General features: G+C 46.5%; 19 protein-coding genes. All 19 read right to left on the reverse strand.

Annotation, left to right across the window (positions count from 1 at the left end):
- Nucleotides 1-139: 139 nt before the first annotated feature.
- The 19 genes from ppdK to PHV77_02555 all read right to left on the reverse strand — a co-directional run bounded on the left by ppdK (nt 140) and on the right by PHV77_02555 (nt 23,977).
- Entirely contained in the window at nt 140-2,809 is a 2,670-nt protein-coding gene (gene ppdK, locus PHV77_02465) for a pyruvate, phosphate dikinase (GenBank protein ID MDD5504161.1), read from the reverse strand.
- 54 nt (nt 2,810-2,863) lie between these two features.
- The gene (gene glyS / locus PHV77_02470; protein MDD5504162.1) at nt 2,864-4,984 is read right to left on the reverse strand and encodes a glycine--tRNA ligase subunit beta; all 2,121 of its coding nucleotides are present in this window, start codon (nt 4,982-4,984) and stop codon (nt 2,864-2,866) included.
- A complete protein-coding gene (locus PHV77_02475; protein ID MDD5504163.1) occupies nt 4,959-5,819 on the reverse strand; it encodes a glycine--tRNA ligase subunit alpha in 861 nt (286 codons plus the stop codon). Before PHV77_02475 ends, glyS begins: the two co-directional genes overlap by 26 nt.
- A 365-nt stretch (nt 5,820-6,184) precedes the next feature.
- A complete protein-coding gene (locus PHV77_02480) occupies nt 6,185-6,757 on the reverse strand; it encodes a hypothetical protein (GenBank protein MDD5504164.1) in 573 nt (190 codons plus the stop codon).
- Nucleotides 6,754-7,350, reverse strand: coding sequence for a hypothetical protein (locus PHV77_02485; protein ID MDD5504165.1), 597 nt, complete (start codon nt 7,348-7,350; stop codon nt 6,754-6,756). The genes PHV77_02480 and PHV77_02485 overlap by 4 nt, the downstream gene beginning before the upstream one ends.
- A complete protein-coding gene (locus tag PHV77_02490) occupies nt 7,347-7,817 on the reverse strand; it encodes a hypothetical protein (GenBank protein MDD5504166.1) in 471 nt (156 codons plus the stop codon). The genes PHV77_02485 and PHV77_02490 overlap by 4 nt, the downstream gene beginning before the upstream one ends.
- A gap of 504 nt (nt 7,818-8,321) precedes the next feature.
- The gene (recO, locus tag PHV77_02495) at nt 8,322-9,077 is read right to left on the reverse strand and encodes a DNA repair protein RecO (GenBank protein MDD5504167.1); all 756 of its coding nucleotides are present in this window, start codon (nt 9,075-9,077) and stop codon (nt 8,322-8,324) included.
- The gene (locus PHV77_02500) at nt 9,074-9,736 is read right to left on the reverse strand and encodes a DUF502 domain-containing protein (GenBank protein ID MDD5504168.1); all 663 of its coding nucleotides are present in this window, start codon (nt 9,734-9,736) and stop codon (nt 9,074-9,076) included. Before PHV77_02500 ends, recO begins: the two co-directional genes overlap by 4 nt.
- A gap of 34 nt (nt 9,737-9,770) precedes the next feature.
- Nucleotides 9,771-10,502 (reverse strand): diacylglycerol kinase, encoded by a 732-nt coding sequence (locus PHV77_02505; GenBank protein ID MDD5504169.1) that lies wholly within the window; start codon nt 10,500-10,502, stop codon nt 9,771-9,773.
- Nucleotides 10,499-10,936 carry an rRNA maturation RNase YbeY gene (gene ybeY, locus PHV77_02510; protein MDD5504170.1) on the reverse strand — a complete coding sequence of 146 codons (438 nt, stop codon included), beginning with the start codon at nt 10,934-10,936 and terminating at the stop codon, nt 10,499-10,501. Before ybeY ends, PHV77_02505 begins: the two co-directional genes overlap by 4 nt.
- Nucleotides 10,933-13,188 carry an HDIG domain-containing protein gene (locus PHV77_02515; protein ID MDD5504171.1) on the reverse strand — a complete coding sequence of 752 codons (2,256 nt, stop codon included), beginning with the start codon at nt 13,186-13,188 and terminating at the stop codon, nt 10,933-10,935. The genes ybeY and PHV77_02515 overlap by 4 nt, the downstream gene beginning before the upstream one ends.
- Complete coding sequence (locus tag PHV77_02520) at nt 13,185-14,180, reverse strand: PhoH family protein (GenBank protein ID MDD5504172.1); 996 nt, start codon at nt 14,178-14,180, stop codon at nt 13,185-13,187. The genes PHV77_02515 and PHV77_02520 overlap by 4 nt, the downstream gene beginning before the upstream one ends.
- 9 nt (nt 14,181-14,189) lie before the next feature.
- Nucleotides 14,190-14,864 carry a LysM peptidoglycan-binding domain-containing protein gene (locus PHV77_02525; GenBank protein ID MDD5504173.1) on the reverse strand — a complete coding sequence of 225 codons (675 nt, stop codon included), beginning with the start codon at nt 14,862-14,864 and terminating at the stop codon, nt 14,190-14,192.
- 16 nt (nt 14,865-14,880) lie between these two features.
- A complete protein-coding gene (aspS, locus tag PHV77_02530; GenBank protein ID MDD5504174.1) occupies nt 14,881-16,644 on the reverse strand; it encodes an aspartate--tRNA ligase in 1,764 nt (587 codons plus the stop codon).
- A gap of 23 nt (nt 16,645-16,667) precedes the next feature.
- Nucleotides 16,668-17,936: a histidine--tRNA ligase gene (hisS, locus tag PHV77_02535; GenBank protein MDD5504175.1), complete on the reverse strand. Its 1,269-nt coding sequence runs from the start codon at nt 17,934-17,936 to the stop codon at nt 16,668-16,670.
- Nucleotides 17,937-17,944: 8 nt separating this feature from the next.
- The gene (locus PHV77_02540; protein MDD5504176.1) at nt 17,945-18,217 is read right to left on the reverse strand and encodes an integration host factor subunit beta; all 273 of its coding nucleotides are present in this window, start codon (nt 18,215-18,217) and stop codon (nt 17,945-17,947) included.
- Nucleotides 18,218-18,306: 89 nt separating this feature from the next.
- Complete coding sequence (locus PHV77_02545; protein MDD5504177.1) at nt 18,307-18,792, reverse strand: hypothetical protein; 486 nt, start codon at nt 18,790-18,792, stop codon at nt 18,307-18,309.
- Between the two features lie 98 nt (nt 18,793-18,890).
- Entirely contained in the window at nt 18,891-22,334 is a 3,444-nt protein-coding gene (locus tag PHV77_02550; protein MDD5504178.1) for a DNA polymerase III subunit alpha, read from the reverse strand.
- Nucleotides 22,335-22,810: 476 nt separating this feature from the next.
- Nucleotides 22,811-23,977: a GuaB3 family IMP dehydrogenase-related protein gene (locus tag PHV77_02555; GenBank protein MDD5504179.1), complete on the reverse strand. Its 1,167-nt coding sequence runs from the start codon at nt 23,975-23,977 to the stop codon at nt 22,811-22,813.
- Nucleotides 23,978-24,024 lie beyond the last annotated feature (47 nt).

The raw sequence follows: 24,024 nt of genomic DNA on the forward strand, positions 1-24,024 counted from the left end.
ATTGTAGTCTCCTGTTCAAAAAAAGTTTTACTTGTTGTCCAAATCAATATCTTTCAAGGTATCAAACGTATTTACGCCTCCAGGCAGGCTTTTTTAAAAAGCTTTGCCCGGAGGCACCATCACGCTTGAACAATAGACGTTATTTCTTTAAAACAGCATGCGCCGCGGCCAATCTTGCCACAGGCACACGGTATGGCGAACAGCTTACATAGTCCAGGCCTATCTTGTGGCAGAATTCAACGCTGGCTGGATCTCCGCCGTGTTCACCGCAGATACCGATTTTAAGGCCCGGCTTAACCGACCTGCCGCGGTCAACGCCTATTTTCATGAACTGGCCTATGCCTGCCGTGTCAATCGTGGCAAACGGGTCATTTTCAAGTATGCCGTCCTGTATATAAGAGGGCAAAAACTTTCCTACATCATCCCTTGAAAAACCAAAACCCATCTGTGTCAGGTCATTGGTACCGAAGCTAAAGAACTCTGCCTCGGCGGCAATTTCATTGGCTGTAAGCGCGGCGCGGGGTATCTCTATCATGGTGCCTATGAGATACTGCATACGCACTTTATGCTTGGCCAAAACCGACTGGCATACTTCTTCGGCATGTTTTTTCGTGAATATAAGTTCATTGACATGGCCGACAAGAGGTATCATTATTTCGGGTATTATTTTCTGCCCGTTCTTGGCAAGCTCGCATGCCGCTTCCATTATGGCCCGCACCTGCATCCTGTATATCTCGGGATACGTGATACCGAGCCTGCATCCGCGGTGGCCGAGCATGGGATTAAGCTCGTGCAGTTTCTGGCATACTGTCAATATTTGTTTCCTGTCAACCTTCATCATCCTTGCCATCTCATCTACGTCTTTATCTGTATTGGGCAAGAATTCATGAAGCGGCGGGTCAAGAAGCCTGATTGTCACAGGTTTTCCTTTCATTACTTTGAATATGCCTTTAAAGTCGTTTTTCTGGAAAGGCATAAGTTTGGAAAGCGCCTTTTCACGGCTTTCCTTGTCTTCGGCAAGTATCATTTCCCTGACAAGAGGTATCCTTTCTTTGCCAAAGAACATATGCTCTGTTCTGCAAAGCCCGATGCCTTCGGCGCCGAAATTAACGGCCACTTCGGCATCAAGGGGCGTGTCGGCATTGGTCCTGACCTTGAGCTTTCTGACTTTATCAGCCCAATCCATCAGTATCTTGAAACTGCCCGTTACCTTAGGCTCAATAAGATTTACCTGGCCGAGTATGACCTCGCCGGTATTTCCATTAAGCGTTATATAATCGCCTTCAACTATTTTTTTGTCTTTGGCGATAAAGTATTTGTCCTTTACGTGAACAGATATGCCGTTACAGCCTACCACACAGCATTTACCCATACCGCGCCCTACAACAGCGGCGTGCGATGTCATGCCGCCAAAGGCCGTCAATATGCCCTGTGCCACAGCCATACCGCCTATGTCATCAGGGGATGTCTCAAGCCTTACAAGCACGACCTTTTCGCCTTTACCTGCCAATTCTTCGGCCCTATCAGCGGTAAACACGACCTTGCCGACAGCAGCGCCCGGTGAAGCCGGAAGGCCTTTGGCAATAGGGCTTACCTTCGCCTTTGGGTCTATCATCGGATGAAGCATCTGATCAAGCTGGCTTGGCTGGACCCTTAAAACAGCCTGTTCTTTTGTAATAAGGCCTTCGGATACCATGTCAACAGCAATCTTGAGGGCCGCTTGCGCGGTGCGCTTGCCATTCCTGGTCTGAAGCATATAAAGCTTTTTCTCCTGGATGGTAAACTCTATATCCTGCATGTCCTTGTAATGGCGCTCAAGTTTCTTGTATATGGAAACCAGCTCAAGATACGCCCTCGGCATGGTCTTTTTGAGGTCATCTATCGGATGCGGCGTCCTTATACCGGCAACAACGTCTTCTCCCTGGGCATTCATCAGATATTCGCCATAAAACTTTTTAGCGCCTGTGCCGGGGTCTCTTGTAAAAGCGACACCGGTGCCTGAATCTTCGCCGAGGTTACCGTAAACCATGGTTTGTATATTAACGGCTGTCCCCCAGGTATGCGGTATATTATTTAAGTTTCTATATTTTATCGCGCGGTCATTGTTCCATGAGCCGAATACGGCGTCTATGGCCATCTTCAACTGCCGCATGGGATCTTCTGGAAAAGAAAACCCTTTTTCCTTTTTTATCAACGCCTTATATTTAGATACGATATCTTTTAAGTCATTCGTATCAAGTTCCGTGTCAAGCTTGACGTTTTTCTGGACCTTTTTCGCATGCAGTATCTCTTCAAACTTGGCATGCTCAACGTCAAGAACGACATCGCCGAACATCTGGCAGAACCTGCGATAGGCGTCATAGGCAAAACGCTCATTACCGGATTTCTCGGCAAGCCCTTTAACGGATGTATCATTTAACCCAAGGTTAAGCACCGTGTCCATCATACCCGGCATAGACACCCTGGCGCCTGACCGCACCGATACCAAAAGCGGGTCTTTAGGATCGCCGAGTTTCTTGCCCATTACGGATTCCAGCTTGCGCAGGTTATTTTCCACCTGCTCCATCATGCCCTGGGGGTACTTTTTATTGTTTTCATAAAATTTTATACACGCCTCTGTTGTTATGGTAAATCCCGGAGGCACAGGTATGCCCATAAGCGCCATTTCGGCAAGATTAGAGCCCTTGCCGCCGATAAGATTTTTCATAGACGCGTTTCCCTCGGTCTTATTGCCTCCGAAGAAGTAAACGTATTTTAACTTCTTGCCGGACTTGACCGCCTTTTTCTTTGATGCGACTGCAACTGCCATTTACTCTTCCTCCTTTAAATCAGCGCCTTTGCCTTTTAGAGCAAACAGTTCGCCTTATTTACCCTGCCGCGGTTTTACAGCAGGGCCTTTGCGTGAATTATCTTTATTTTCAACCGCTATCAATGACAAATTCGCTATATTGTCCGTATAAAGCTTATTGATAGCGGACAACAAGGCCAAACGGTTGGCCCTGACACGCTTATCGTCAACGTTTACCATCACTTTATCAAAATAATCCCCAAGATCGCCGGATAGCGCCGCTGCAATATTATCCGTCGCTTTGGAGAAAAGGCCCTCTTTGCATAGAGCCATAAATTCGTCTTTTGTGTTGTTAAACCCGCCAAAGACCTTATTTTCCTGTTCCTGGGAAAACAATTTTTCGTCTATCTCCGGAAGGCTTATGCCCGCCGCCGCGACGATATTGTGTGTCCTTTCAACAATAACACGCGCCTGTTCAAATTCAGGACTATTGATTATACTATTTAACTCATTTAATTTCAAGCAAGTTTTATATATATCATCCGCTCCGCTTGCCATTACGGATTCTATCAGGTCATGGCGGTATTGCCCCTTAGCTTTCAGGATTGATACAAGCCTGTCTTTTAAAAATAATTGTATTGCCTGCCGGCATTTGGATTTTGTTTCAGAGCCGGCATACTGCTCAAGGCAGAAGTCAATGACCCCTGATAAAGACAATGATTTTTTAGTTTCCATGAGGATCAAAATTATTCCTATTGCCTGGCGCCTTAAAGCGTATGGATCCCAATTACCTTTGGGGGATTTGCCTATGCTAAAATAAGACACGATATTATCAAATTTATCGGCAAGCGAAAACAGCGAACCCATATCCGTGGAAGGCAGTTTGTCCGAGGCAAAACGCGGAAGATAGTGCTCGGATATGGCCCGGGAAACAGCGTCTGGATATCCGCTGTCCTTGGCGTAATACATGCCCATAATTCCCTGCAGGCTCGGGAATTCTCTGACCATAGACGTAAGCAGGTCTGCCTTAAGCAAAGGCGCGGCCTTGGCAATATCATTTTCATCAATGCCGGGATAATAATTCCGCGATATAAAGAGCGCTATTTTTTTTATCCTTTGCGCCTTATCGTGAATTGTCCCCAGGCCTTTGTAAAAAACTATGCCGTCAAGGCCTTGTGCCCATTCCGTAAGCGGCTTTTTTGTGTCTGATTTATAGAAAAACAGCGCGTCTTTAAGTCTTGCCTCAAGAACGTTTTCAAAGTTTTTGATTATTTGTTTTGTGTTTTTTTTGGCCCCGTTCAATACCCCTGCGAAGCGGCTGGCAAGGGCTGAATTTTTATCTTCAAGGCAGAATATCCTCTGATGTTTGGACATGGCGGCAAGCAGGACCTCGCGCGGTATCTGAAGATATTTTTTGTCAAAAGAGCCTTCTATAAAACAGGGCTTTTCAACGAGATTGACCACCTCGGAAAGCAATTCGTCATTTGGATGCCAGCGTTTTTTCTCAAGGAAAGAAAGAATGATCTTTCTTCGCTCATTATTGTCCCAGACAACATGATTTTTCTTAAGAGTTTTAAAATAATGGCAGGGATTTTTTACTTTTATAAAATCCCTGCCGAGAAACCTGTGGCCGCGGGTGGCATTTGACGATTTTATGCCGGCATATTCAAACGACAATACCTTGTCTCCGAACAGGGCCACAATCCATCTGATGGGCCTTGAAAAAGCCGCCCCTGTGCCATTCCATCTCATTGTTTTGGCAAAATTCATAAGGCCTGCTATTTTGGCAAGCGCAGAAGGCAGTATTCCGGCATTTGATATATCCTGTCTTTTGATTGAAACCCTCAAATCTCCGGAGCCGGCGGCGGCAGGCTTTATAATGTCGCTTATAGCGGCATTGTTCTTTTTAAGAAACGCCTCCAGGGCCTTGGTCGGCCTGTTCTGCTCATCATAGGCTATCCTTACAGGCGGGCCTTCAATAAGCATATCCTGGCAAAGCGGTATATCGCTTATATGCAGTATAAGCCTGCGCGGCGTCGCGTAGGCGGATGCCTTGCTGTATTTTATATTGTTTGAGAGAAATAAAGCCTCTATGGGACTGCCTTTACGAAAAGCCAGCGACTCAAGCGCCGCGTCAAGGTCATGGGACGGCAGTTCCTCTGTGCCTATTTCAAGTATCAGATCTGTTGTGCTCATTTTGTTCCATGTAAAGCCTGGCGCAGGCGCGGGCAAGTTCGCGCACCCTGGCTATATAAGAAGCTCTCTCGGTAACCGAGACCGCGCCGCGGGCATCTAAAAGGTTAAAGGTATGTGATGTTTTAAGCATATATTCATAAGCAGGAAGCAGAAGCCCGGTTTTTATAAGCCTGGCTGATTCTTTCTCATAAATATCAAAAAGCCCTGCCGCCATTACGGGATCAAGTTGTTCAAAATTGTACGCGGAGCCTTCTTTTTCCTGTTGATAATGCATATCCGCGTATGTAGTATCCTTGTTCCATTGTATGGAAAAAACATCGGTTTTACGCTGTAAAAACATGGCTATTCTCTCAAGCCCGTATGTTATCTCACACGAAACATTCTTAAGCTCAATTCCGCCCATCTGCTGGAAATATGTAAATTGCGTTATCTCAAGGCTGTCAAGCCAGACCTCCCAGCCAAGCCCGCTGGCTCCAAGCGTAGGCGATTCCCAGTCATCCTGGACAAACCTTATGTCATGCTGTCTGCAGTCTATGCCGATATGACGCAGGCTGGCAAGGTATGATTCCTGTATATCGCAAGGAGCGGGTTTTATCAGGACCTGATACTGATAGTATCTCTGCATCCTTAAAGGGTTATCGGCAAACCTTCCGTCAGCCGGCCTGCGCGAAGGCTGGACGAAGCCTACACGCCATGGTTTATCGTCAAGGCTTTTGAAAAAAGTCAAAGGATGAAATGTGCCTGCACCGATTTCAATATCATAGCCATGGGCTATTACCGCGCCGGCCTGTTTCCAGAATCCGTTAAGCCTTTCTATAATATCATGAAAATATATCATAATGTCCTTGTGCTATTTCTTGCGCTCGCCTGCCCGTCACGCAAGGGGCAGTACCAGATCCTTCGCGGCCTACTCTGGCCTCGCCTCCTGCCGCTCTGGATGACAGACAGAGTACGTCTATCATTCCGAGCGAAGCGAGGAATCTAATACTTGTCTGCCCGCTACGCAAGGGGCAGTACCAGATCCTTCGCGGCCAAGGCGTGCTCTGCCTTCCGCCGCTCTGGATGACATAATATGACTCGTGCCCCGCTTATTGCCGCTCTGGATGACATAATATGACTCATGCCCCGCTTATTGCCGCTCTGGATGACAGACAGAGTACGTCTGTCATTCCGAGCGAAGCGAGGAATCTAATACTCGCCTTACTCATCAATACTTGTCTCAACATGTTGCGCCATAAGCTCGCCAACCTGATACGGCACCTTGGTAATAAAATAATGCTCGGTGATAACATGGCCCAGCTCATGCGCCATGATACCGCGCGCTATGGTGCTTTCGCAGGTATATATTGTTTTGAGAGCATGTATATAATAAGATACCAGTTCCTGGCCTTCTATTTTTTTACCAATCCGGACAAGGTTGTCATTAAGCTGTTTTTGATTTTTTAATATCCTTATATCAATCTTGACATTTCTCGGATACATATCCAATATTCTGCAAGCCTTTAAGAAAAGGCTGTCAAATTCATCGGCAAAGCCTTTGTCTGTATAAGGTTTTGATGAGCCGAACAATCCAAACAATGAGTCACCCGATGAAGCTATGCGCCTAAAAGTTTTTTCCTTATTGACATCAGCGCCTACAATAAGCCTTACATATTTGCCGTCAATGTATTGCGCTAAGGTTTCAGAATTTGTATCCTGCCCAAGGCAAATGCCCACGTTCAAAAGACAGGCGGCCAGGCAAAGAGATATCGCGATCCCCGTCGTTTTAATCATTTACCGTCGGTTTTAAAATAATTTAATTTTTCAGACAGTTCTTTTATTCTGCCGGCTAAATTACCCAGCCCGTTTTCCAGAAAATTGCCGGGATTATTCTTATCTATCTTTGATATGTCATCATTAATGCCTGACATTATTTTTTTCATCTCGGACAGCTTTTCCGATAAAACTTTTGCTATACTATTGACGCCTTCAGCCATATCCTGCGCCTGGTCTGTTGAGCGCAATTTTATATAAGCCGTAAGGTCGCCGTTTCCTATCTGGTTCAGGCGGTGTTCTATATTAAACATAGCCCCTGCTATCCTGTGGCTCATATACATTACCACAAGAGTCGTTATGATGCCCATTACAAAAAGCACCAAAAGGACCGCCCAGATTAATGCCGGTAAGATATAATCGGATGTATTGACTATGGAAAGGCGTGAATGGATAAATGATGTTGTAGTGCTTGACCTGGAATACAGATAAAGCCCCAATGCCGATACCGCCAGGCCTATACCCATAAGCAGGCAGAACCTTAATATAAATATGCCCTGAAATTTCTTTTTGATAAAATAATTTTTTCTTCTGGAGTCTTTTTGACCTATCATTTCGCGTCCTCCAATACGCGCAAAAACTTATCTACGCGCGCTTTTTTATACAGCTTATTATACCAACTCTGCATCATCTTGGCTTTTTCGCTGTCAGAAAGGCCTTGTTTGCCGGATATCTCCCGGTCTTTCCTGTCTAAAAGCTCTTTTCTTAGGGCATGCTTCCAGTAGCGCTCTATTGTTTTCATAAAAGTTTTTTCTTTGTCAAGGCCCAGCCTTTGCGCCTCCTGGACAAGTATTTCGTTTGCTATGATATCATCCAACATCTGCTCGCCGCTTAATACGCCTTTTTTACCCATATATGTTGTGTCAAGTTCTGACTTATAGTCTTCAACGGTCATGTAATAGTCGTTAATTCTGGCGACTGTTTTTTGGGGGTCATATTTTTTACCACAGCCGCATAAAAAAACCGGTAATATAAGAAGGACGGCTGATAAAATATTTATTATTGTTGGAAGAGTTTTCATATTGCCTCCAATTTTGTCAGTCTGATTATAACCCCGCCCGCTATTTGGGGCAAAACGCCTGTCACTCCAAGCGCTACATCTGTCATTCCGGACGGTACATACGGGTCAATCCCAGATCCTTCGCGGCCTACTCTGACCCCGACTCCTGCCGCTCTGGATGACAGGTGAAGTACACCTGTCATTCCGAGCGAAGCGAGGAATCTAATACTCGTCTCACTCCCAGATCCTTCGCGACCGAGGCGTGCTTTGCTTGGCTGTCGCTCTGGATGACACATGGGTCAACTTTGTCATTCAGAGGAGCGCCGAAGGCGCGACGAAGAATCTAATACTGGCTTCACTTCCAGATCCTTCGCTAACGACTCTTGCCTCGCCGGTTCCGCTCTGGATGACAGGAGCATGACGCTTACCCCGACTCCTGCCGCTCTGGATGACAGGCGGGATACTTCCCGTTGAGCACGCAGGGTGTCTCCAAATAGGACGCCTGCGATATTCGATATTGCGATATCACTGCGATAAACTCTTTTTCATAAAATCCAGGGTTTTGAGATGCTCCCCGAGATGATAATCTATCAGCCTGTCAAGCATATTAGACAATTCAGCCATAAGAGCGACTGTTACCATGGCGCTTGCAAGCTTTTCACAGCCCTGCCTTCTTATCATTTTTATTGAAGCGACAGCTCCTTTTGACAACGGCATTACCTGCATGTCCGATTTAAGGCATTCCTGGCACAAGAGCCCTGAAAACCTTAGGCTGAAGGCGGCATTCTGCCTTTCAATTCTCTTGCCGCAATTCATGCAGGAATCAATCTGGGGCAAAAAACCGGTGTATTCAAGGAGCATGATCCTAAAAACAATCAGCGCTTTTTCCGTAAATTTCTCGGCGTCTAACCTGCGCAGTATCCATTCAAGAAGCTTGTATATATCAGGGTTATCATCGCACAAAACCGTGAATTTGTCAACGAGCTCAAGGACATAAAAAGCCTTAAGCCTTTTATCAAGGTCCTGGGTTATTTTCCCAAATGGCTCCACAAGGTCGCATTGGGTAACCATATGTGTATCGGCCCTGGGCCTTTCATAAAAGATTATGTCAAACTCGGCAAATTCATGCAGATAAGTTCCGCATCTGGCCATGGGCCCGCGGGCAGACTTGATAAGGGCTTTTATCTTGCCGAAATCCTTTGTGTAAAACGACGCTATAACGCTGGTCTCTCTTATGTCCCTTTTATAAAGCAATATAGCACGGGTCTTCTGTATACTCACTCTGGATTTTCCGGCGCCGGTTTGTTTAAATTTGCCGGCGATATCGCGCCGGCGGAAATGATGACCTTAAGCGCGTCTTCAATACTCATATCAACAGGATGTATTTCTTCCTTTTTTAACAGCACAAAATAACCGCTTGTAGGGTTCGGCGTGGTAGGCACATATACGGAGATCAGATTGCTTTCCCCGAGGGATTCCTGCATGGCCGGGGCATCCTCCGACGTTATAAAACCTAAAGCGTAAAGGCCTTTTCTCGGGTATTCTATAAGCACCACCTTTTTTAAAGCGCTTCTTTTTTTGTTAAACAACGCGCCGCTTATCTGCTTTATTGAGCCGTAGATCTTGTTTACCATAGGAAGCCTTAACAGGATACTTTCAAAAAAAGAAAAGAACTGCCTTAAAAAAAGTATCCTTGTCATAAAACCCGCCATGGCGATCAATATCATCGCGGCGGAAAACACAAGGGCCTTTGCCAGAAACAGCCTCTGGTCCTCATAAAGCGGGTAGGGTTTGAGCCATTTTGTAAAGGGATCAAGCATGACAGCATTCAGGCTGATGACAAAGAACCTTATGACAAAAACCGTGATAGTGATAGGCAGTATCGCGATTATTCCCGCGATAAAATTATCTCTGAAAAATTTGAATATTTTTTTAAACATGCCGCACCCCTTTATCCTCTCCCGGACGGGACAGCTAAGCCGTTAATAACCTGAATAAAAAAAGCGTAAGAAAGATGCCCAGCAGGCCGCCTATCACAACCTCCGGCACCGTGTGATAATTCCTTCGCACCCTGCTCTGCGCGACCATGAAAGCAAGAAGCGATACCATAAAAACAATAAGCGTATTATCGCATAATAGAGCGGTAATCATCCATACGGAAAACGCCACTGCCGAATGCCCGCTCGGCATGCCGCCTCTTAAGGGCCTGCCCCTGCGCAGGACGGCTTTGGAAATTATAACAATTCCGATAAGCGTGATCAAAATAAAAACATATATATGCCAATCCGAGGAACTAAGCTTTGATATCTCGGATCTGAATAATCTGTCAAATACGTTATCCTTAAAAAAAAGGAAATATCCGGCTACCATCGCGTTTATTGAGGCGATAAATACGGCCCCGGCGCTTACATCCTTGACCGCCTTTACCCACCGTGAATGAGAAGATTCCACATGGTCCATAACTATTTCAATTGACGTATTTATCATCTCCGCGACAAGCACCAGCGAACTCGTAAAAACAAGCGCTATCATTTCAATGCGGGAAAAATTCAGGTATATGCCCAACAGTATCACAAAAAGGGCCGCGAGAAAATGCACCCTCATATTTCTCTGGGTCCTTACCACAAACAAAAATCCTTCTATGGCGGCGTTAAAACTGTCCGCTATGCTTCTTCCTGTCTTCGGGGAATTCAACTTGTCCGTCATTTTTTAATCAACCAGTTCTGTTTTTGCCACATCTTTTTTTTAGGCCCCGGCTTCGTGTCGTCATAGCCTAAAAGATGCAGTATGCCGTGGACGATACACAGAGAAAGCTCGCAGGGATAGGGTTGTTTATACCGCGCGGCATTTTCTCTGACACGGACAGGGCATATGAATATATCGCCTAAATAACCGTCATAAAGCGGCCGGCAGGAACCACTACGTTGCCGCTTATATGCCAGAGCTATAACGTCTGTCAGGCGGTCTTTTTTAAAAAAATTCCTGTTCAGTTTTTTAATAACCGCCGTATCCACAAAACTCACGCTGATAAAACCGTTTTTGTCAACACCGAGCCTTTTAAGCGTGTTTAAGGCAAGTCTCCTTGAGGCCTTTAACGGCACAGGGCACAAGCTCTGGCCGTTATGCAGTATGACTTTCATGCCTGGCCCGTTTTCATGTCCGGGTATTTAATGCGGGAATGGTATGTTCCCGTCAATATTTTCACAAAACTTTCGGAGATCCTGCTTATGTCTTTGAGGGACAGGTCGCATTCGTCAAGCTGATGGTCAAGGAACTTGTTATTAATGATTTTCCGGACAAGTTCTTTCAGTTTTTGCGGGGTCGGATCCTCTACAAGCCTTGACGCCGCCTCAACGGAATCAGCGAGCATAACAATGGCCGATTCGCGCGATTGCGGCCTCGGCCCGGGGTATCTGAAAGACTCTTCGTTAACTTCCTCGTCTTTTTTCTTTTTTTCCAGCGCCTGATGATAAAAAAAAGTCATAAGCCCTGTGCCGTGATGCTGTTTTATTATGTCTTTTATCGCCGAACCGAGCTTGTATTTTTCGGCAAGTTCATCGCCGTCTTTAACGTGATTGGTAATTACAAGAGAGCTCATTGAAGGAGACAGTCCTTCGTGGCTTTCGGCAGGGACCTGGACGTTTTCGGCAAAATATTCCGCCTTCTCAATTTTTCCTATATCATGGTAATACGCTCCGATACGGCATAGCAGTGAATTGGCGCCTATCGCCTCGGCCGCGGCTTCGGCAAGATTGCCGACAATGATACTATGATGGTAAGTGCCTGTGGCTGTTGTCACCATTTTTTTGAGCAAGGGATGGTTAAGGTCGGCAAGTTCAAGCAATTTTATGTTTGTCGTTATCTTAAAAATAAATTCAAAAACAGGCAGAAAAATCATCGTGATCGCGGCCGATACAATGCCGCTTGCCATGCCCCACAATGCCTGCCTCAAGAACACATTGGCCTCAAAAGTAAACATAACCCCTATCGCTGAAATAACTATAAAATTCATGGCGCCAACCAGCGCTCCGGACCTAATTATGTGGGTGCGCGAACGCGCGTTATGAACGGTGCAAATAGCCGTAATGCCTCCAATAAGCGAAACAAGAAAAACGTCAAATTGTATGCCTGCTACGAGCGCCGCGATGGCTGATATCACGATAAGCACTGCTATGGAAACAGTGCCTCCGGCAAGAAGTGTCAGAAGCATCGGGACCGAAGCGATAGGCAAAAAGAGGCTCGGCAAAGGAGACGTGGCCATGCCTCTCGCGGAAGCGGCGGTTAGTATGATAAACAATCCTATAAGAACGAGCATCTTCTCCTGCGCGTAAATACGTTTTTCAAAGATTTTTACAAAGACAAACATGGAAAATAACATAAGCGCGATAATGACCGCGATGCCAAAGAGCTGAAAATAGGCCTCTTCAGGGGCAATCTTACTGCTTATAGCGTCAAACTGTATGACATGCGTCCTGTTTATCTTCTGGCCTTTGCGGATAATGGCTTCACCTTTGAGGCACTCCGCTTTCAGATACACAGCCTCTACCGAGGCCCGCGCTTTAAGGCGAGCGGAATCGGTCTCATTTTTATTAAATATCAGGTTGGGATACGCCCAGGCGGATATAAGTTTAAAAACAAGGGCCTTTTCTTTTTTATCACTTATGCCGAATTCTGCCGCGCTCTCCTGCGCGCGCTCAAGAGCGCCGGCAATTGTATCTATGTCGGAAATATTTATGTCGCTTTTCTTTTTTGAAGAAGGCTCATACAGGGAAAGTATTGCCGCACCGGATGATAAAAGCCGGGCCAAGTCATCATCGGAGATGATGGGCCTCGTGTAAATATTGTCTATAGCTTTATCAAGCCCGGACTCAATAACCGATATATCATCCATGTTCAGCAAAAAGTCAAAGTCTTCACTGCTTAGGGCGGGATTTACCGCTTCATTAAGCTGGATAAGCAGGCTCTCCCTAACCTCCCGGCCTGTTTCGTCAGGCACGGGAAAACTTTTTATCTCTTTGATAACGCTCAAAAAAAGCTGCATTGCTTTTTTCGCGTTTTGCGCAATATCCGCGTCAAGATTATAAACCTCATTAACAGCGCTTTCAGCCGCCTGCAAAAGCGCCGATGTCCTGGCTTCGTCAATACCCGCCCTGTACGAAAAATCAAAAGGCGCGTAGATATCCTCCGACGCGATATCTCCTTCGTTAAATAAAAACCGGACTGGAAGGCGCGAAGAAAATACGACGCCCGCGGCAATCAATATGGTTATAATAGCCGTAAAGGCCCTCGTGGAACCCTGGGCCAGCGCTTTATTCCGTTTGCTTCGCTCTGAAGCAAACGGCCTGCGCAATTCCTTAAGCCTGAAGAGAGTTTTTTTAATTAGAGGTGTCATGTGTGTTCCTGCTCGGGTATGGACGAACGCCCAAGCTTACGGGGCAAAGATCTGGCCTGCTCATAAGCGCTGATTATCTTCTGGACCAGTTCATGCCTTACCACGTCACGGCCGGATAGAGAGATTATCTTGATATCGTCAATACCCCGCAATATCTTCATTACCTGCAGAAGGCCCTTAGCCCCCTGCCCCGGCAGATCGCTCTGTGTTAAATCGCCGGTTATAACGACCTTGGAGTCAAAGCCGAGACGCGTCAGGAACATCTTAAGCTGTTCCGGAGTGGCATTCTGCGCTTCATCCATAATAATAAAAGAATCGTTAAGTGTCCTGCCCCTCATAAATGCCAGCGGCGCTACTTCAATGATCCCGCTTTCAATAAACTTGCGCGCGCGGTCGGCATCCATCATTTCATATAAAGCGTCATATAAAGGCCTAAGATACGGCAGGACCTTATCATATAAACTGCCCGGTAAAAATCCAAGGCTTTCACCCGCTTCAACGGCAGGCCTTGTCAATATTATCCTGCTTACGCGGTTTTTCATAAGATAGGATACAGCCATCGCCATGGCAAGATACGTCTTGCCTGTGCCGGCGGGCCCTGAAGCTATGGTTATATCGTGCGAGGCAATGGCCTCAATATATTCTTTCTGGCCTTCGGTTTTTGGCGCTATAAACGCTTTTTTTGACGGCACATCCACGCGCAGGCCCGGGCCCTGAAAAAACGACAGGGCGCTGTCATGCGTAATGGATTTTATAAAATAATGGACCTGCTGGTTTTTAAAGCTTTTACCCTCGCGCAGAAGAAGCAGGAGCTTGGAAAATATATCAAAAGCCTTGCCGACACACGGCTCATCCCCGTCAACGGAAAGGTTCTCTCCCCGGGCCACTATCCTGACGCCGCAGGCCTGCTCAATCAGCTTGAGGTTTTCATCATGGCTTCCAAATAAAAGCCTCGCCTCTTCGTCATTATTTAATTTAAGGCACCTTGTCATAAAAATAACCTATTTGGTATAATTCGTTTTATCGCTGTCTAAAGAAGGTATCTTAAGTTTCATGCCTTCCCTGACCTTGGCAGGGTCTTTTATCGTATCCGCGTTTGCTTCGTATATCAGCGTCCACTTGGCGGCCTTTCCGTAAAATGCCTTTGCTATATGCGAAAGGGTATCGCCCTGTTTTACAATATACTCCTGATAATCCTCTATAGAGGGCTTGCTTTCATAAGATGTGCCGGCAGGCTCGGTATATACGTCAATCTCATATTCATCATATTCATACGCGGCAGGCGCCGTAGTATTTCTTGTGGAGACATAACCCCTGTTCCCTGATAATTGAGTGTCGGCCCTGGCTGACCGCGGCGCATATTCCTCCTGCGCCGGGGTTGAGACATACTCATCCTGCGCGGTATTCTGGTTTATTTTTACATCCTGCTCCCCGGAATACTTGACGGCAGGGGCAGTAACTTCCTGCCATGTGGGAAACTCAACCCTTATATCAATGTATTCTCTGTCAACCGGCTTACCGCTGTTGACAGCGGCATCCCCTTCTCCGGCTATATAGCCTCTATTGCCGCTAACATCCTGGTCCACCCTTTCTCTTACGACTTTTTTTACGGTCACGCATCCGCCAACGGATAAAGCGAATATAGATATCAATAAAACCGCCAAAAACTTATTCATCCCGCACCCCCCTTAATTATAATTGTTCTTTAACTTTTAAACCCAATTCATCAAGCTGTCTTTTTGAGATACCGGCAGGCGCCGAAGTCATCGGGCATATCGCCTTCTGCGTCTTAGGGAATGCTATCACATCCCTGATTGAATCCCTTTGGCATAAGATAGCCGTAAGCCTGTCAACGCCTATGGCAAAACCGCCGTGGGGCGGGGCCCCAAAACTCAATGCCTTAGTCAAAAACCCAAACCTGTCTTCCGCTTCCCGCTCATCAATGCCTATGACCGAAAATATCATCTTCTGGGTTTTGGGCGAATGTATTCTGATACTGCCGCTTCCAAGTTCAACACCATTAAGCACGAGGTCGTATGAACGAGAGCGCACGCGGGCGGGCTCCGATAGTATATATCCCATGTCATCGTTATTGGGCGCCGTAAAGGGATGATGCTCCGATTCCCAGCGTTTTTCCTCGTCATTATATTTAAACAGCGGAAACTCGTTTACCCAGAGCAATTTAAAGGTATTGGCATTGATCAGGCCTTCTTCCCTGCCCAATTTATTACGCAGGCATGAAAGGGCATTATTACATACCGGCCGTTCGGCGGCGGCAAAAAAAACATAGTCTCCTGATGAAGCCGCCGTTTTTTCCTTTATCGCGGATTGCTCTTTAGCAGATAGAAACTTTACTATAGGGCCCTGGAAATTGTCTCCGTCGCGTTTAAGATAGGCAAGGCCTTTAAGCCCGGATTCTTTGGCAAAATCGGTCAATTCGTCTATTCTGCTTCTCGGCATTTCTCCGGGCCGGGAAAGCTTAAGCGCCTTGACAATGCCGCCGTTATTAATGGTCTCGGAAAATACTTTAAACGATGAATGACGAAAATCATCCGTCAAATCCGTCAATTCCATGCCAAAACGCGTATCAGGCTTATCACAGCCATAAAGCGCCATGGCATCCTTATAGTTGAGCACCTGAAATGGCGTTTCGAGCTCAATATTGAGAACTTCTTTAAAAATATTCTTCATAAGAGCTTCAATGTGCGAAAATATATCTTTCTCTTCAACAAATGATGCCTCCATGTCAAGCTGTGTGAATTCAGGCTGACGGTCGGCGCGCAGGTCTTCGTCCCTGAAGCACTTGGCTATCTGGTAATATTTATCAAGGCCGGCGACCATGAGTATCTGCTTGAATAACTGCGGCGACTGGGGCAGGGCGTAAAACTTTCCGTTATTTACCCTGCTGGGAACAAGGTAATCACGGGCGCCTTCCGGGGTTGATTTTGTCAGCACGGGCGTTTCTACCTCAATAAAACCCCGGCCGTTAAGGTAATCGCGCATTATCCTGCACACATTACTGCGGACAATGAGGTTTTTCTGCATAGACGGCCGCCTCAAATCCAGATAACGGTGCGCGTATCTTATGTCTTCGGAAAATTCCGTCGTATCGTCAATGGGAAAAACAGGCGTCCTGGACTCATTCAATACCTCCAGAGACGACACGCGGACTTCTATACGGCCTGTGGGCAATTTGGCATTTATTGTGCCTTCGGGCCTGGGACAAACGAAACCTTTTGCCTGTATCACGAATTCATCCCTTAACTGCTCCGCCTTAAGATGAAGCGCTTTGTCAAGTTCCGGATTAAAAACAAGCTGTGTGATACCGTAGCGGTCCCTGACATCAATAAATATAAGATTTCCATGGTCGCGCCTTGCCGATACCCATCCGGCCAGAGTGACCTCTCTGTCTATGTCTTTTTCAGACAGCTCCGCGCATGTGCATGTCCTAAGCATTTTATTTTATCCTTATTTCATATTTATTTTACGGCATTAAGATTGCTTGCAAGCCGGTCAAACCGCAGATGCCTCTGCGAAGAATCCTTCATGTCTTTTAAAACACATTCGCCTTTCTCAAGCTCCTCGTCTCCGACGATGACGACAAATTCCGATTTAATTTTATTCGCATGGCGCATCTGGGCCTTGAATGACCTTGATTCATAATCCATGTCGCAGGAAATATTTTCTTTTCTAAGATCAGAGAGTATGCCAAAGCACATATTCCGCGCCTTATCGCCAAGGCAGACGATAAATACCTTTAAGCCTTCGGGCTGGCAGTATCTGGATGGATTTTCGTCTTTTATAATTTGCGCGATTCGTTCCATGCCCAGGGCAAATCCCGTAGCGCCGGCGCGTGGCCCGCCAAAATCAGATATAAGGTTGTCATAGCGCCCGCCGGCGGCCAAGGCGTCCTGCGCGCCGAGAGATTTTGACTTTACCTCAAACACTATGCCCGTATAATAATCAAGGCCACGGACGAGTTTATCGTCAACGGTATAACCTATTCCTGCTTTTTTAAGAATTCCCTCAAGGCTTGAAAACGCTTTAGCGCACTCATCGCAAAGAGCCCCGTTAAGCTCTATTCCGGAAATAATTTTTTTACACGAGGAAACCTTGCAATCCAATATCCTCAACGTATTCGTATCATACCTGCGCCGGCAATCAGGGCAGAGCTCATCCAGAGCAGGCTTAAGGGCCTGCCTTATTTTTTCTTTTATAACTGATTTATCCTTATCACAGCCAAGCGAATTGATATGGAACACACAGCCTGCGACGCCTGACCTTTTCAGTATATCGTTAAGAAGCATTATCACTTCGGCATCAAGATATACGGAATATGAGCCTATGGCCTCAACCCCTATCTGATGGAATTGCCTGAACCTGCCTGCCTGCGGCCTTTCGCTTCTGAACATAGGGCCCGAATAAAAAAACTTGACGAAACCCTCGGTCTTATCCAGGCAGTTTTCAATATACGCGCGGCATACGGAGGCCGTGGCCTCGGGCCTTAGGCATATCTCTCTTTTGCCCTGATCGGAGAAAGAGTATATCTGCTTTTTAACTATATCGCTTTCTTCCCCTGAACTGCGCGCGAACAGGCATGTCTGTTCAATAATAGGCGTGCGGATAGGCCTGTAACCATACACAAGCGCGGTATCACGGGCAGTGTCTTCAATCTCCTGCCAAAGGCATGCTTCCTGGGACATTATATCCTGCGTGCCCTTGAGCCGGTTTATCTTATTTGCGGACATAGGCTGTATTATTTAACTTTCTGCTTCATGACAAGGCCGGGCTTGAAAGAAACGACCTTTTTGCCAGGTACATTTACCGCCTCGCCTGTGCGCGGGTTCCTTCCCATGCGGCCCTTACGCTCTTTGACTTTAAACACGCCAAAATTCCTAAGCTCAAGAGTCTTTCCATTGGACAAGGCCTCTATCATCGCGTCTATGGTCTTTTGCACGATCTCTTTTACAATTATCTGTTTTATTCCGGTTTCATCCGAAATCTTTATTACAATATCTTTTTTTGTCATATGCCCTCCGGTCTTTGCAAACCCGATACTACGCGTATTTGTCAGTGTGTTTATAAGGGGAACCGGTTTTTAGAAGACAGCGTCCTTGGCTATTGAGCGTTTTTAATAACATGCCAGAAAAAGATCACAGCCATAAAAAAGGCGAAAATTACCACCCCGTAAAGGGCTAATTTCGCCGCCGGTATAAATGAGGTAAGCTTAAGGCCGCCGCCCTGGGGGCCTGAAGACAGCTGGGCTTCAAGATGGCCCAACAGCCTGTTTAGCGAAATGTATGACTGGTGCCAGTCGGTATCCATTTTCCTTATCGCTTCTTCGGATATGGTTGAAATAGATTTGAGAGAAAGGACATTATTTATAACGTCATAGGTGCGGTCTATTGTGGCCCTTTCAATGGCAAGCGAATCAACGAGGGTTTGGAATTTACGGGCGACTATTGACTTGGTCTCCAGAAAAAGCAGTTCCTCTTCTTCGCTGATGGCAGATTTGCCCATGGCTTCTTTATATATCTGGTTAAATTTTTTCCAGAGCTCAATAAACTCTTTTGTCCGCGCTATGCCTTCTTTGGAACTTAACATAAAAACCCTTTCATCTTTACATAACTTGTTTGTTTAATCTAACATATAATAACTGACATGTCAATATTATTCATTAACCATAAACATAAAAAGCCGGCCTATACCCATACGCTTACAGCCCCTTCACCCACCAGAGACTCAATCTCGCCGATAAGAGCGTCTGTCGGCAGAACCGACAGGTCCTTTCCGGCGGCCATCTGCACCTTCTTTTTATCAGGCGTAGTAAAATTTATATAAACAGGCGTTTGGCCCTTATGCTTTTTTAATATATCATTAAGTTTAGCAAGGGTCTGCTGTTCCATGGCCGTGGTGACAAGCTCTATAGACAAGGCCTGGGTATATTTGTTCCTTGCCTCCTCAAGCGGCAGGACCTCTTCCGCGATGATCTTGGGGCTGTCCTCCCTAAGATTGACCTTGCCCCTTACAAAAACAATATTATCTTCCGCTATGTTTTTTTCAGCGTCTTTAAATGTCCGGGGAAAGACAAGGACCTCAACAGTTCCTTTCAAATCCTCAAGGCGCAATATGGCCATCTTTTCATTGTTTCGTTTCGTAAACGTGTATTTTGCCTTTGTTATAATACCGCCGATAGATGCCTCATCGCCGTCGTGTAAATGGCCGAGTGTCTGGGTTGTTGATGAGGCGTAAAGCTTGAGGCTCTTTTCATATGTGGCAAGCGGATGGCTTGAGATATAAAATCCCAGCAATCCCTTTTCAAAGGCAAGAAGCTGTGACTCAGGCCATTCCTTTACGTCGGGGGCCTGCTGGAAATGCGATTTATATTTATCATCGGGTTCCATTCCGTCAAATAAAGAAAATTGGCCGCTTAAGCGGTCTTTTTGCAGGACGCCGGCAACCTCAAGGGCATGGTCAAGCATGGCCGTCATCTGCGAACGGTGAAGTTTGAAGCTGTCCATAGCGCCGCACTTTATCAGGCTTTCTATCACTTTCCTGTTTACAAGCCTTAGGTCAACGTGTTCGGTAAAATCATAAAGATTTTGGAAACTTCCTTTATTCTTCCTTGCTGAAACTATGGAATCAATGGCGCCTTCACCGACATTCTTTACCGCCCCCAGGCCAAAACGTATGCTCTTATTGACAACCGTAAAATGCGCGAAGCTCTCATTTACATCGGGCGGCAAAACACCGATATTCATGCGCTGGCATTCCTCTATATACTGCGCTACCTTATCGGTATTATCGCGCTCGCTTGTCAGAAGCGCTGCCATGAATTCAACCGGATAATGCGCCTTGAGATAGGCCGTTCTGTATGAGATCAAAGCATATGCCGCCGAATGGCTTTTATTGAAACCGTAGTTTGAAAAATATTCTATAAGGCTGAACACCTTATCCGCTATTGCCTTGTCCACATTGTGCTGTTGACAGCCGTCTATAAAATGCTTTCTCTGCTGTTGTATTACCTCCGGGTCTTTCTTGCTTATGGCCCGCCTTAGAAGGTCCGCCTGCGAGAGGCTGAAGCCCGCCAGCCTGTTAACTATCTGCATGACCTGTTCCTGATACAGTATGATACCGTGCGTGGCCTTCAAAATCGGTTCAAGGAGCGGGTGGTCGTATTTGACGCGCAGGCGGCCGTGTTTTCTGTTGATAAAATCATCAACCATGCCGCTTCCTATAGGCCCCGGCCTGTATAATGCCAAAAGGGCTATTATGTCCTCAAAAACAGCGGGCTTGAGCTTTCTTAAAATGTCCCGCATGCCGCGGCTTTCAACCTGGAACACGCCTGATGATTCAGCCTGTTGAAGCAGTTTATATGTCTGCTTGTCATTAAGCGGTATATTTTTTATGTCAAGGTCTTTGGACTGCGTGCGCTTGATTATCTTTACCGCCTGGTCTATTACCGTAAGCGTTTTAAGCCCGAGAAAATCCATCTTGAGAAGGCCTATCTTCTCAAGCGAACCCATAGGATAGCCTGTTGAGATCTGGTCGTCGTTTGTCTTAAACAGGGGTATATGGCTTGACAGCTTTTTATCGCTTATGACAACTCCGGCGGCATGCGTTGAGGCGTGGCGCGTAACACCTTCCAGCGTGCTTGCTATATCAATGAGCTCGGTCACCCGCTTATCGTTCTTATACATCTGCATAAGCTCGGGCTCCTGCCTTAATGCCTGCTCTATGGTAATATTCAGGTCATTAGGGACAAGCTTGGCTATCCTGTCCGCGTCGGAATACGTAAAACCCAGCACCCTGGCAACATCTCTGATTGAGCCTTTTGCCATCATAGTGCCGAAGGTTATTATCTGCGCGACATTTTCATCTCCGTATTTATGCCTGACATATTGAATTACCTCGTCACGCCTTTCATAGCAAAAATCAATATCTATATCGGGCAGGCTTATGCGCTCGGGGTTTAAAAACCTCTCAAAAAGCAGATTGTATTTTAACGGGTCAAGGTCTGTTATGTCCAGGCAATAGCTTACGACACTGCCCGCCGCGCTTCCCCTGCCCGGGCCTATGGGTATATTATTTTCCTTGGCATAACGTATAAAATCCCAGACAATCAAAAAATAGCTGATAAAGCCGCTGTCGGCTATTACCTTCAGTTCGTTTTCTATCCTTGACTCTACCTGGCTGTCGTGTTCGGCATATTTCTTCTTCATGCCTTCATAAACAAGCCCTTTAAGATATTCCCTGCCGTCTTTTCCGTCGGGCGGGCTAAACTTGGGCAAATGTTTGCTTTTGAGGTCAAGTTTCAGGTCGCATTTTTCGGCAATAACAAGGGTATTGCTTATCGCTTCAGGCGTATCACGGAAAAGCCTGTTCATTTCCTCCGGAGTCTTTAGATAAAATTCATCTGTCTGCATCTTCATTCTATCCGGATCTTCAAGGGTTGTCTGGGTCTGTATGGCAAGTAAAGCTTCCTGGGCTCTGGCATGCTGGCGCTGTAGATAGTGGCAGTCGTTCGTCGCGACAAGGCCTATGCCCAGCGCCTTGGACATCCGGATCAGGTGAGCATTCACCCTTATCTGTTCGGGTATGCCGTGGTCCATCATTTCAAGGTAAAAATTGCCTTTACCGAACAGCTCATTAAATTCTCCGGCAACACGCTCGGCAGGCTCCTGCTGGCCCGCATTCAAAAGGTGGGCTATTTCACCTTTAAGGCAGGCGCTTGTGCATATAAGGCCTTTGGAATGGGCGGCTAATGTTTCTTTATCAATACGGGGCCTGTAATAAAACCCTTCAAGGTATCCTATGCTGACAAGCTCCATAAGGTTATGATAGCCTGTTTCATCCCGGGCAAGTAATACAAGGTGATAGGCCGCGTCATGGATACCGTGGCTGGATTTATCAAATCTGCTGGCAGGCGCCATATACATCTCGCATCCGATTATGGGCTTGATACCCGCTTCTTTACAAAGCAGGTAGAACTCAATGGCGCCGAACATATTCCCATGGTCGGTTATGGCGATAGAAGGCATATTATAAAGCTGGACAAGCTTGATAAGTTCGGTCAATAATGAGGCGCCGTCAAGAAGGCTGTATTGCGTATGATTGTGAAGATGGACAAATTGAGAATTTTTCATTGGAAACTTTTGTCAGGTTTTATCAGTTCATATGCCGGTTAAAAAGCAACAATACTTAATGTTATATTATGTTAATCTGTTTGTCAAGTTAAACCAGCATAATGGCCGCTCCGCGTGTCATCCAGAGCGGCGATAATTGGGGCAAGAGTCGTTAGCGAAGGATCTGGGAATGAAGCGTGCGTCATCCAGAGCGGCGATAATTGGGGCAAGAGTCGTTAGCGAAGGATCTGGGAATGAAATGAGTACTGGATTCTTCGTCGCGCCTTCGGCGCTCCTCTGAATGACAAAGTGATGCGCCTGTCATCCAGAGCGGCACGAGTCGGGGTCAGAGTAGGCCGCGAAGGATCTGGGAGTGAAATGAGTACTGGATTCTTCGTCGCGCCTTCGGCGCTCCTCTGAATGACAGAAGTGGTGTTCGCAATGACAGAAGTGACGTTCGCAATGACAGAAGTGACGTTCGCAATGACACCAGATAATTAACTTGACGTCCCCATACCGATACCCTGGGCTTTCTGAAATACCTTACCCTCTGTCTGTATGGACGGGGCTATTATAAGCTCAACAGCATTCATTTCTTTGATATTACGCGCGCCAAGATTGCCCATAGATGTCATAAGAGCGCCCATAAGGTTCTGTGAACCGTCATCAAGCCTTGCAGGGCCGTATAAGATCTCTTTTAATGTGCCTGTAGTTCCGACCCGTATCCTTGTTCCGCGCGGAAGATTCGCATGCGGGGTTGCCATGCCCCAGTGATAACCTCTGCCCGGCGCTTCTTTTGCCCTGGCAAAAGCAGAGCCGACCATGACCGCGTCGGCACCGGAGGCAAATGCCTTGCATATTTCCCCGCCCCTGGACATGCCGCCATCGGTAATGATTGCCACGTATCTTTTTTTGCGCTTAAAATAACAATCTCTTGCCGCCGCGCAGTCGGCCGTAGCCGTTACTTGCGGCACTCCGATACCCAGCACGCCTCGTGTAGTGCATGCCGCGCCCGGGCCTATGCCAACAAGCAGGCCTTCTATTCCCGTATCCATCAGTTCAAGGGCTGTTTTATAACTACAGGTATTTCCAACGATAACAGGTAGTTTCAGCTTTGAACAGAATTTCCTGAAGTCAAGTACCTTGTATTCTTTTGTGATGTGTTTTACCGTTGTAACGGTTGACTGGACGATAAATATATCTGCCCCGGCTGACTGGGCAATCTGTCCGAATCTTTCGGCGCGCTGGGGTATAGAACTTACAACAGCGGGAACATTGGCGCGCTTAATCTCACATATCCTCTTTTCAATAAGCTCTTCTTTGATGGGCTTTGTGTATAATGACTGAACCAATTCAGTCGCCTTCTGCGGGCTGGCCTTGGCTATCTTGTCAAGAACCTGGCAGGGGTCTTCATAGCGGGTCTGGACACCTTCAAGGTTTAACACGGCAAAACCGCCAAGCTTGCCGAATTCAACTGCAAAGTTGACATCCACGACTCCGTCCATGGCGGCCGCGATTATAGGCACCTTGAATTTCAGCCTTCCCAGCATCCATGTCGTATCAACTTCATTAGGGTTTACGGTCACATCACCGGGCACAAGAGCCACCTCATCAAATCCATAACAGCGCCGGGCTTTTCTGTCTTTTCCAATCCATTCACCCATTATAAACTCCTTGATTTATTGATTGTTTTGTTATCATATCTAAACGG

It is taken from the genome of Candidatus Omnitrophota bacterium (assembly GCA_028716165.1).
Lineage (GTDB): Bacteria > Omnitrophota > Gorgyraeia > JABMRG01 > JABMRG01 > JAQUQI01.

What these genes read in the sequence shown, in the direction of transcription:
- ybeY (MDD5504170.1), bottom strand. Translation starts at nt 10,936, where the DNA reads ATGAAAGTCATACTGCATAACGGCCAGAGCTTGTGCCCTGTGCCGTTA.
- PHV77_02485 (MDD5504165.1), bottom strand. Translation starts at nt 7,350, where the DNA reads ATGATAGGTCAAAAAGACTCCAGAAGAAAAAATTATTTTATCAAAAAG.
- hisS (MDD5504175.1), bottom strand. Translation starts at nt 17,936, where the DNA reads ATGTCCGCAAATAAGATAAACCGGCTCAAGGGCACGCAGGATATAATG.
- PHV77_02500 (MDD5504168.1), bottom strand. Translation starts at nt 9,736, where the DNA reads ATGTTTAAAAAAATATTCAAATTTTTCAGAGATAATTTTATCGCGGGA.
- PHV77_02550 (MDD5504178.1), bottom strand. Translation starts at nt 22,334, where the DNA reads ATGAAAAATTCTCAATTTGTCCATCTTCACAATCATACGCAATACAGC.
- PHV77_02505 (MDD5504169.1), bottom strand. Translation starts at nt 10,502, where the DNA reads ATGACGGACAAGTTGAATTCCCCGAAGACAGGAAGAAGCATAGCGGAC.
- ppdK (MDD5504161.1), bottom strand. Translation starts at nt 2,809, where the DNA reads ATGGCAGTTGCAGTCGCATCAAAGAAAAAGGCGGTCAAGTCCGGCAAG.
- PHV77_02480 (MDD5504164.1), bottom strand. Translation starts at nt 6,757, where the DNA reads ATGATTAAAACGACGGGGATCGCGATATCTCTTTGCCTGGCCGCCTGT.
- PHV77_02490 (MDD5504166.1), bottom strand. Translation starts at nt 7,817, where the DNA reads ATGAAAACTCTTCCAACAATAATAAATATTTTATCAGCCGTCCTTCTT.
- PHV77_02520 (MDD5504172.1), bottom strand. Translation starts at nt 14,180, where the DNA reads ATGACAAGGTGCCTTAAATTAAATAATGACGAAGAGGCGAGGCTTTTA.
- PHV77_02525 (MDD5504173.1), bottom strand. Translation starts at nt 14,864, where the DNA reads ATGAATAAGTTTTTGGCGGTTTTATTGATATCTATATTCGCTTTATCC.
- PHV77_02555 (MDD5504179.1), bottom strand. Translation starts at nt 23,977, where the DNA reads ATGGGTGAATGGATTGGAAAAGACAGAAAAGCCCGGCGCTGTTATGGA.
- aspS (MDD5504174.1), bottom strand. Translation starts at nt 16,644, where the DNA reads ATGCTTAGGACATGCACATGCGCGGAGCTGTCTGAAAAAGACATAGAC.
- PHV77_02545 (MDD5504177.1), bottom strand. Translation starts at nt 18,792, where the DNA reads ATGTTAAGTTCCAAAGAAGGCATAGCGCGGACAAAAGAGTTTATTGAG.
- PHV77_02540 (MDD5504176.1), bottom strand. Translation starts at nt 18,217, where the DNA reads ATGACAAAAAAAGATATTGTAATAAAGATTTCGGATGAAACCGGAATA.
- glyS (MDD5504162.1), bottom strand. Translation starts at nt 4,984, where the DNA reads ATGAGCACAACAGATCTGATACTTGAAATAGGCACAGAGGAACTGCCG.
- PHV77_02515 (MDD5504171.1), bottom strand. Translation starts at nt 13,188, where the DNA reads ATGACACCTCTAATTAAAAAAACTCTCTTCAGGCTTAAGGAATTGCGC.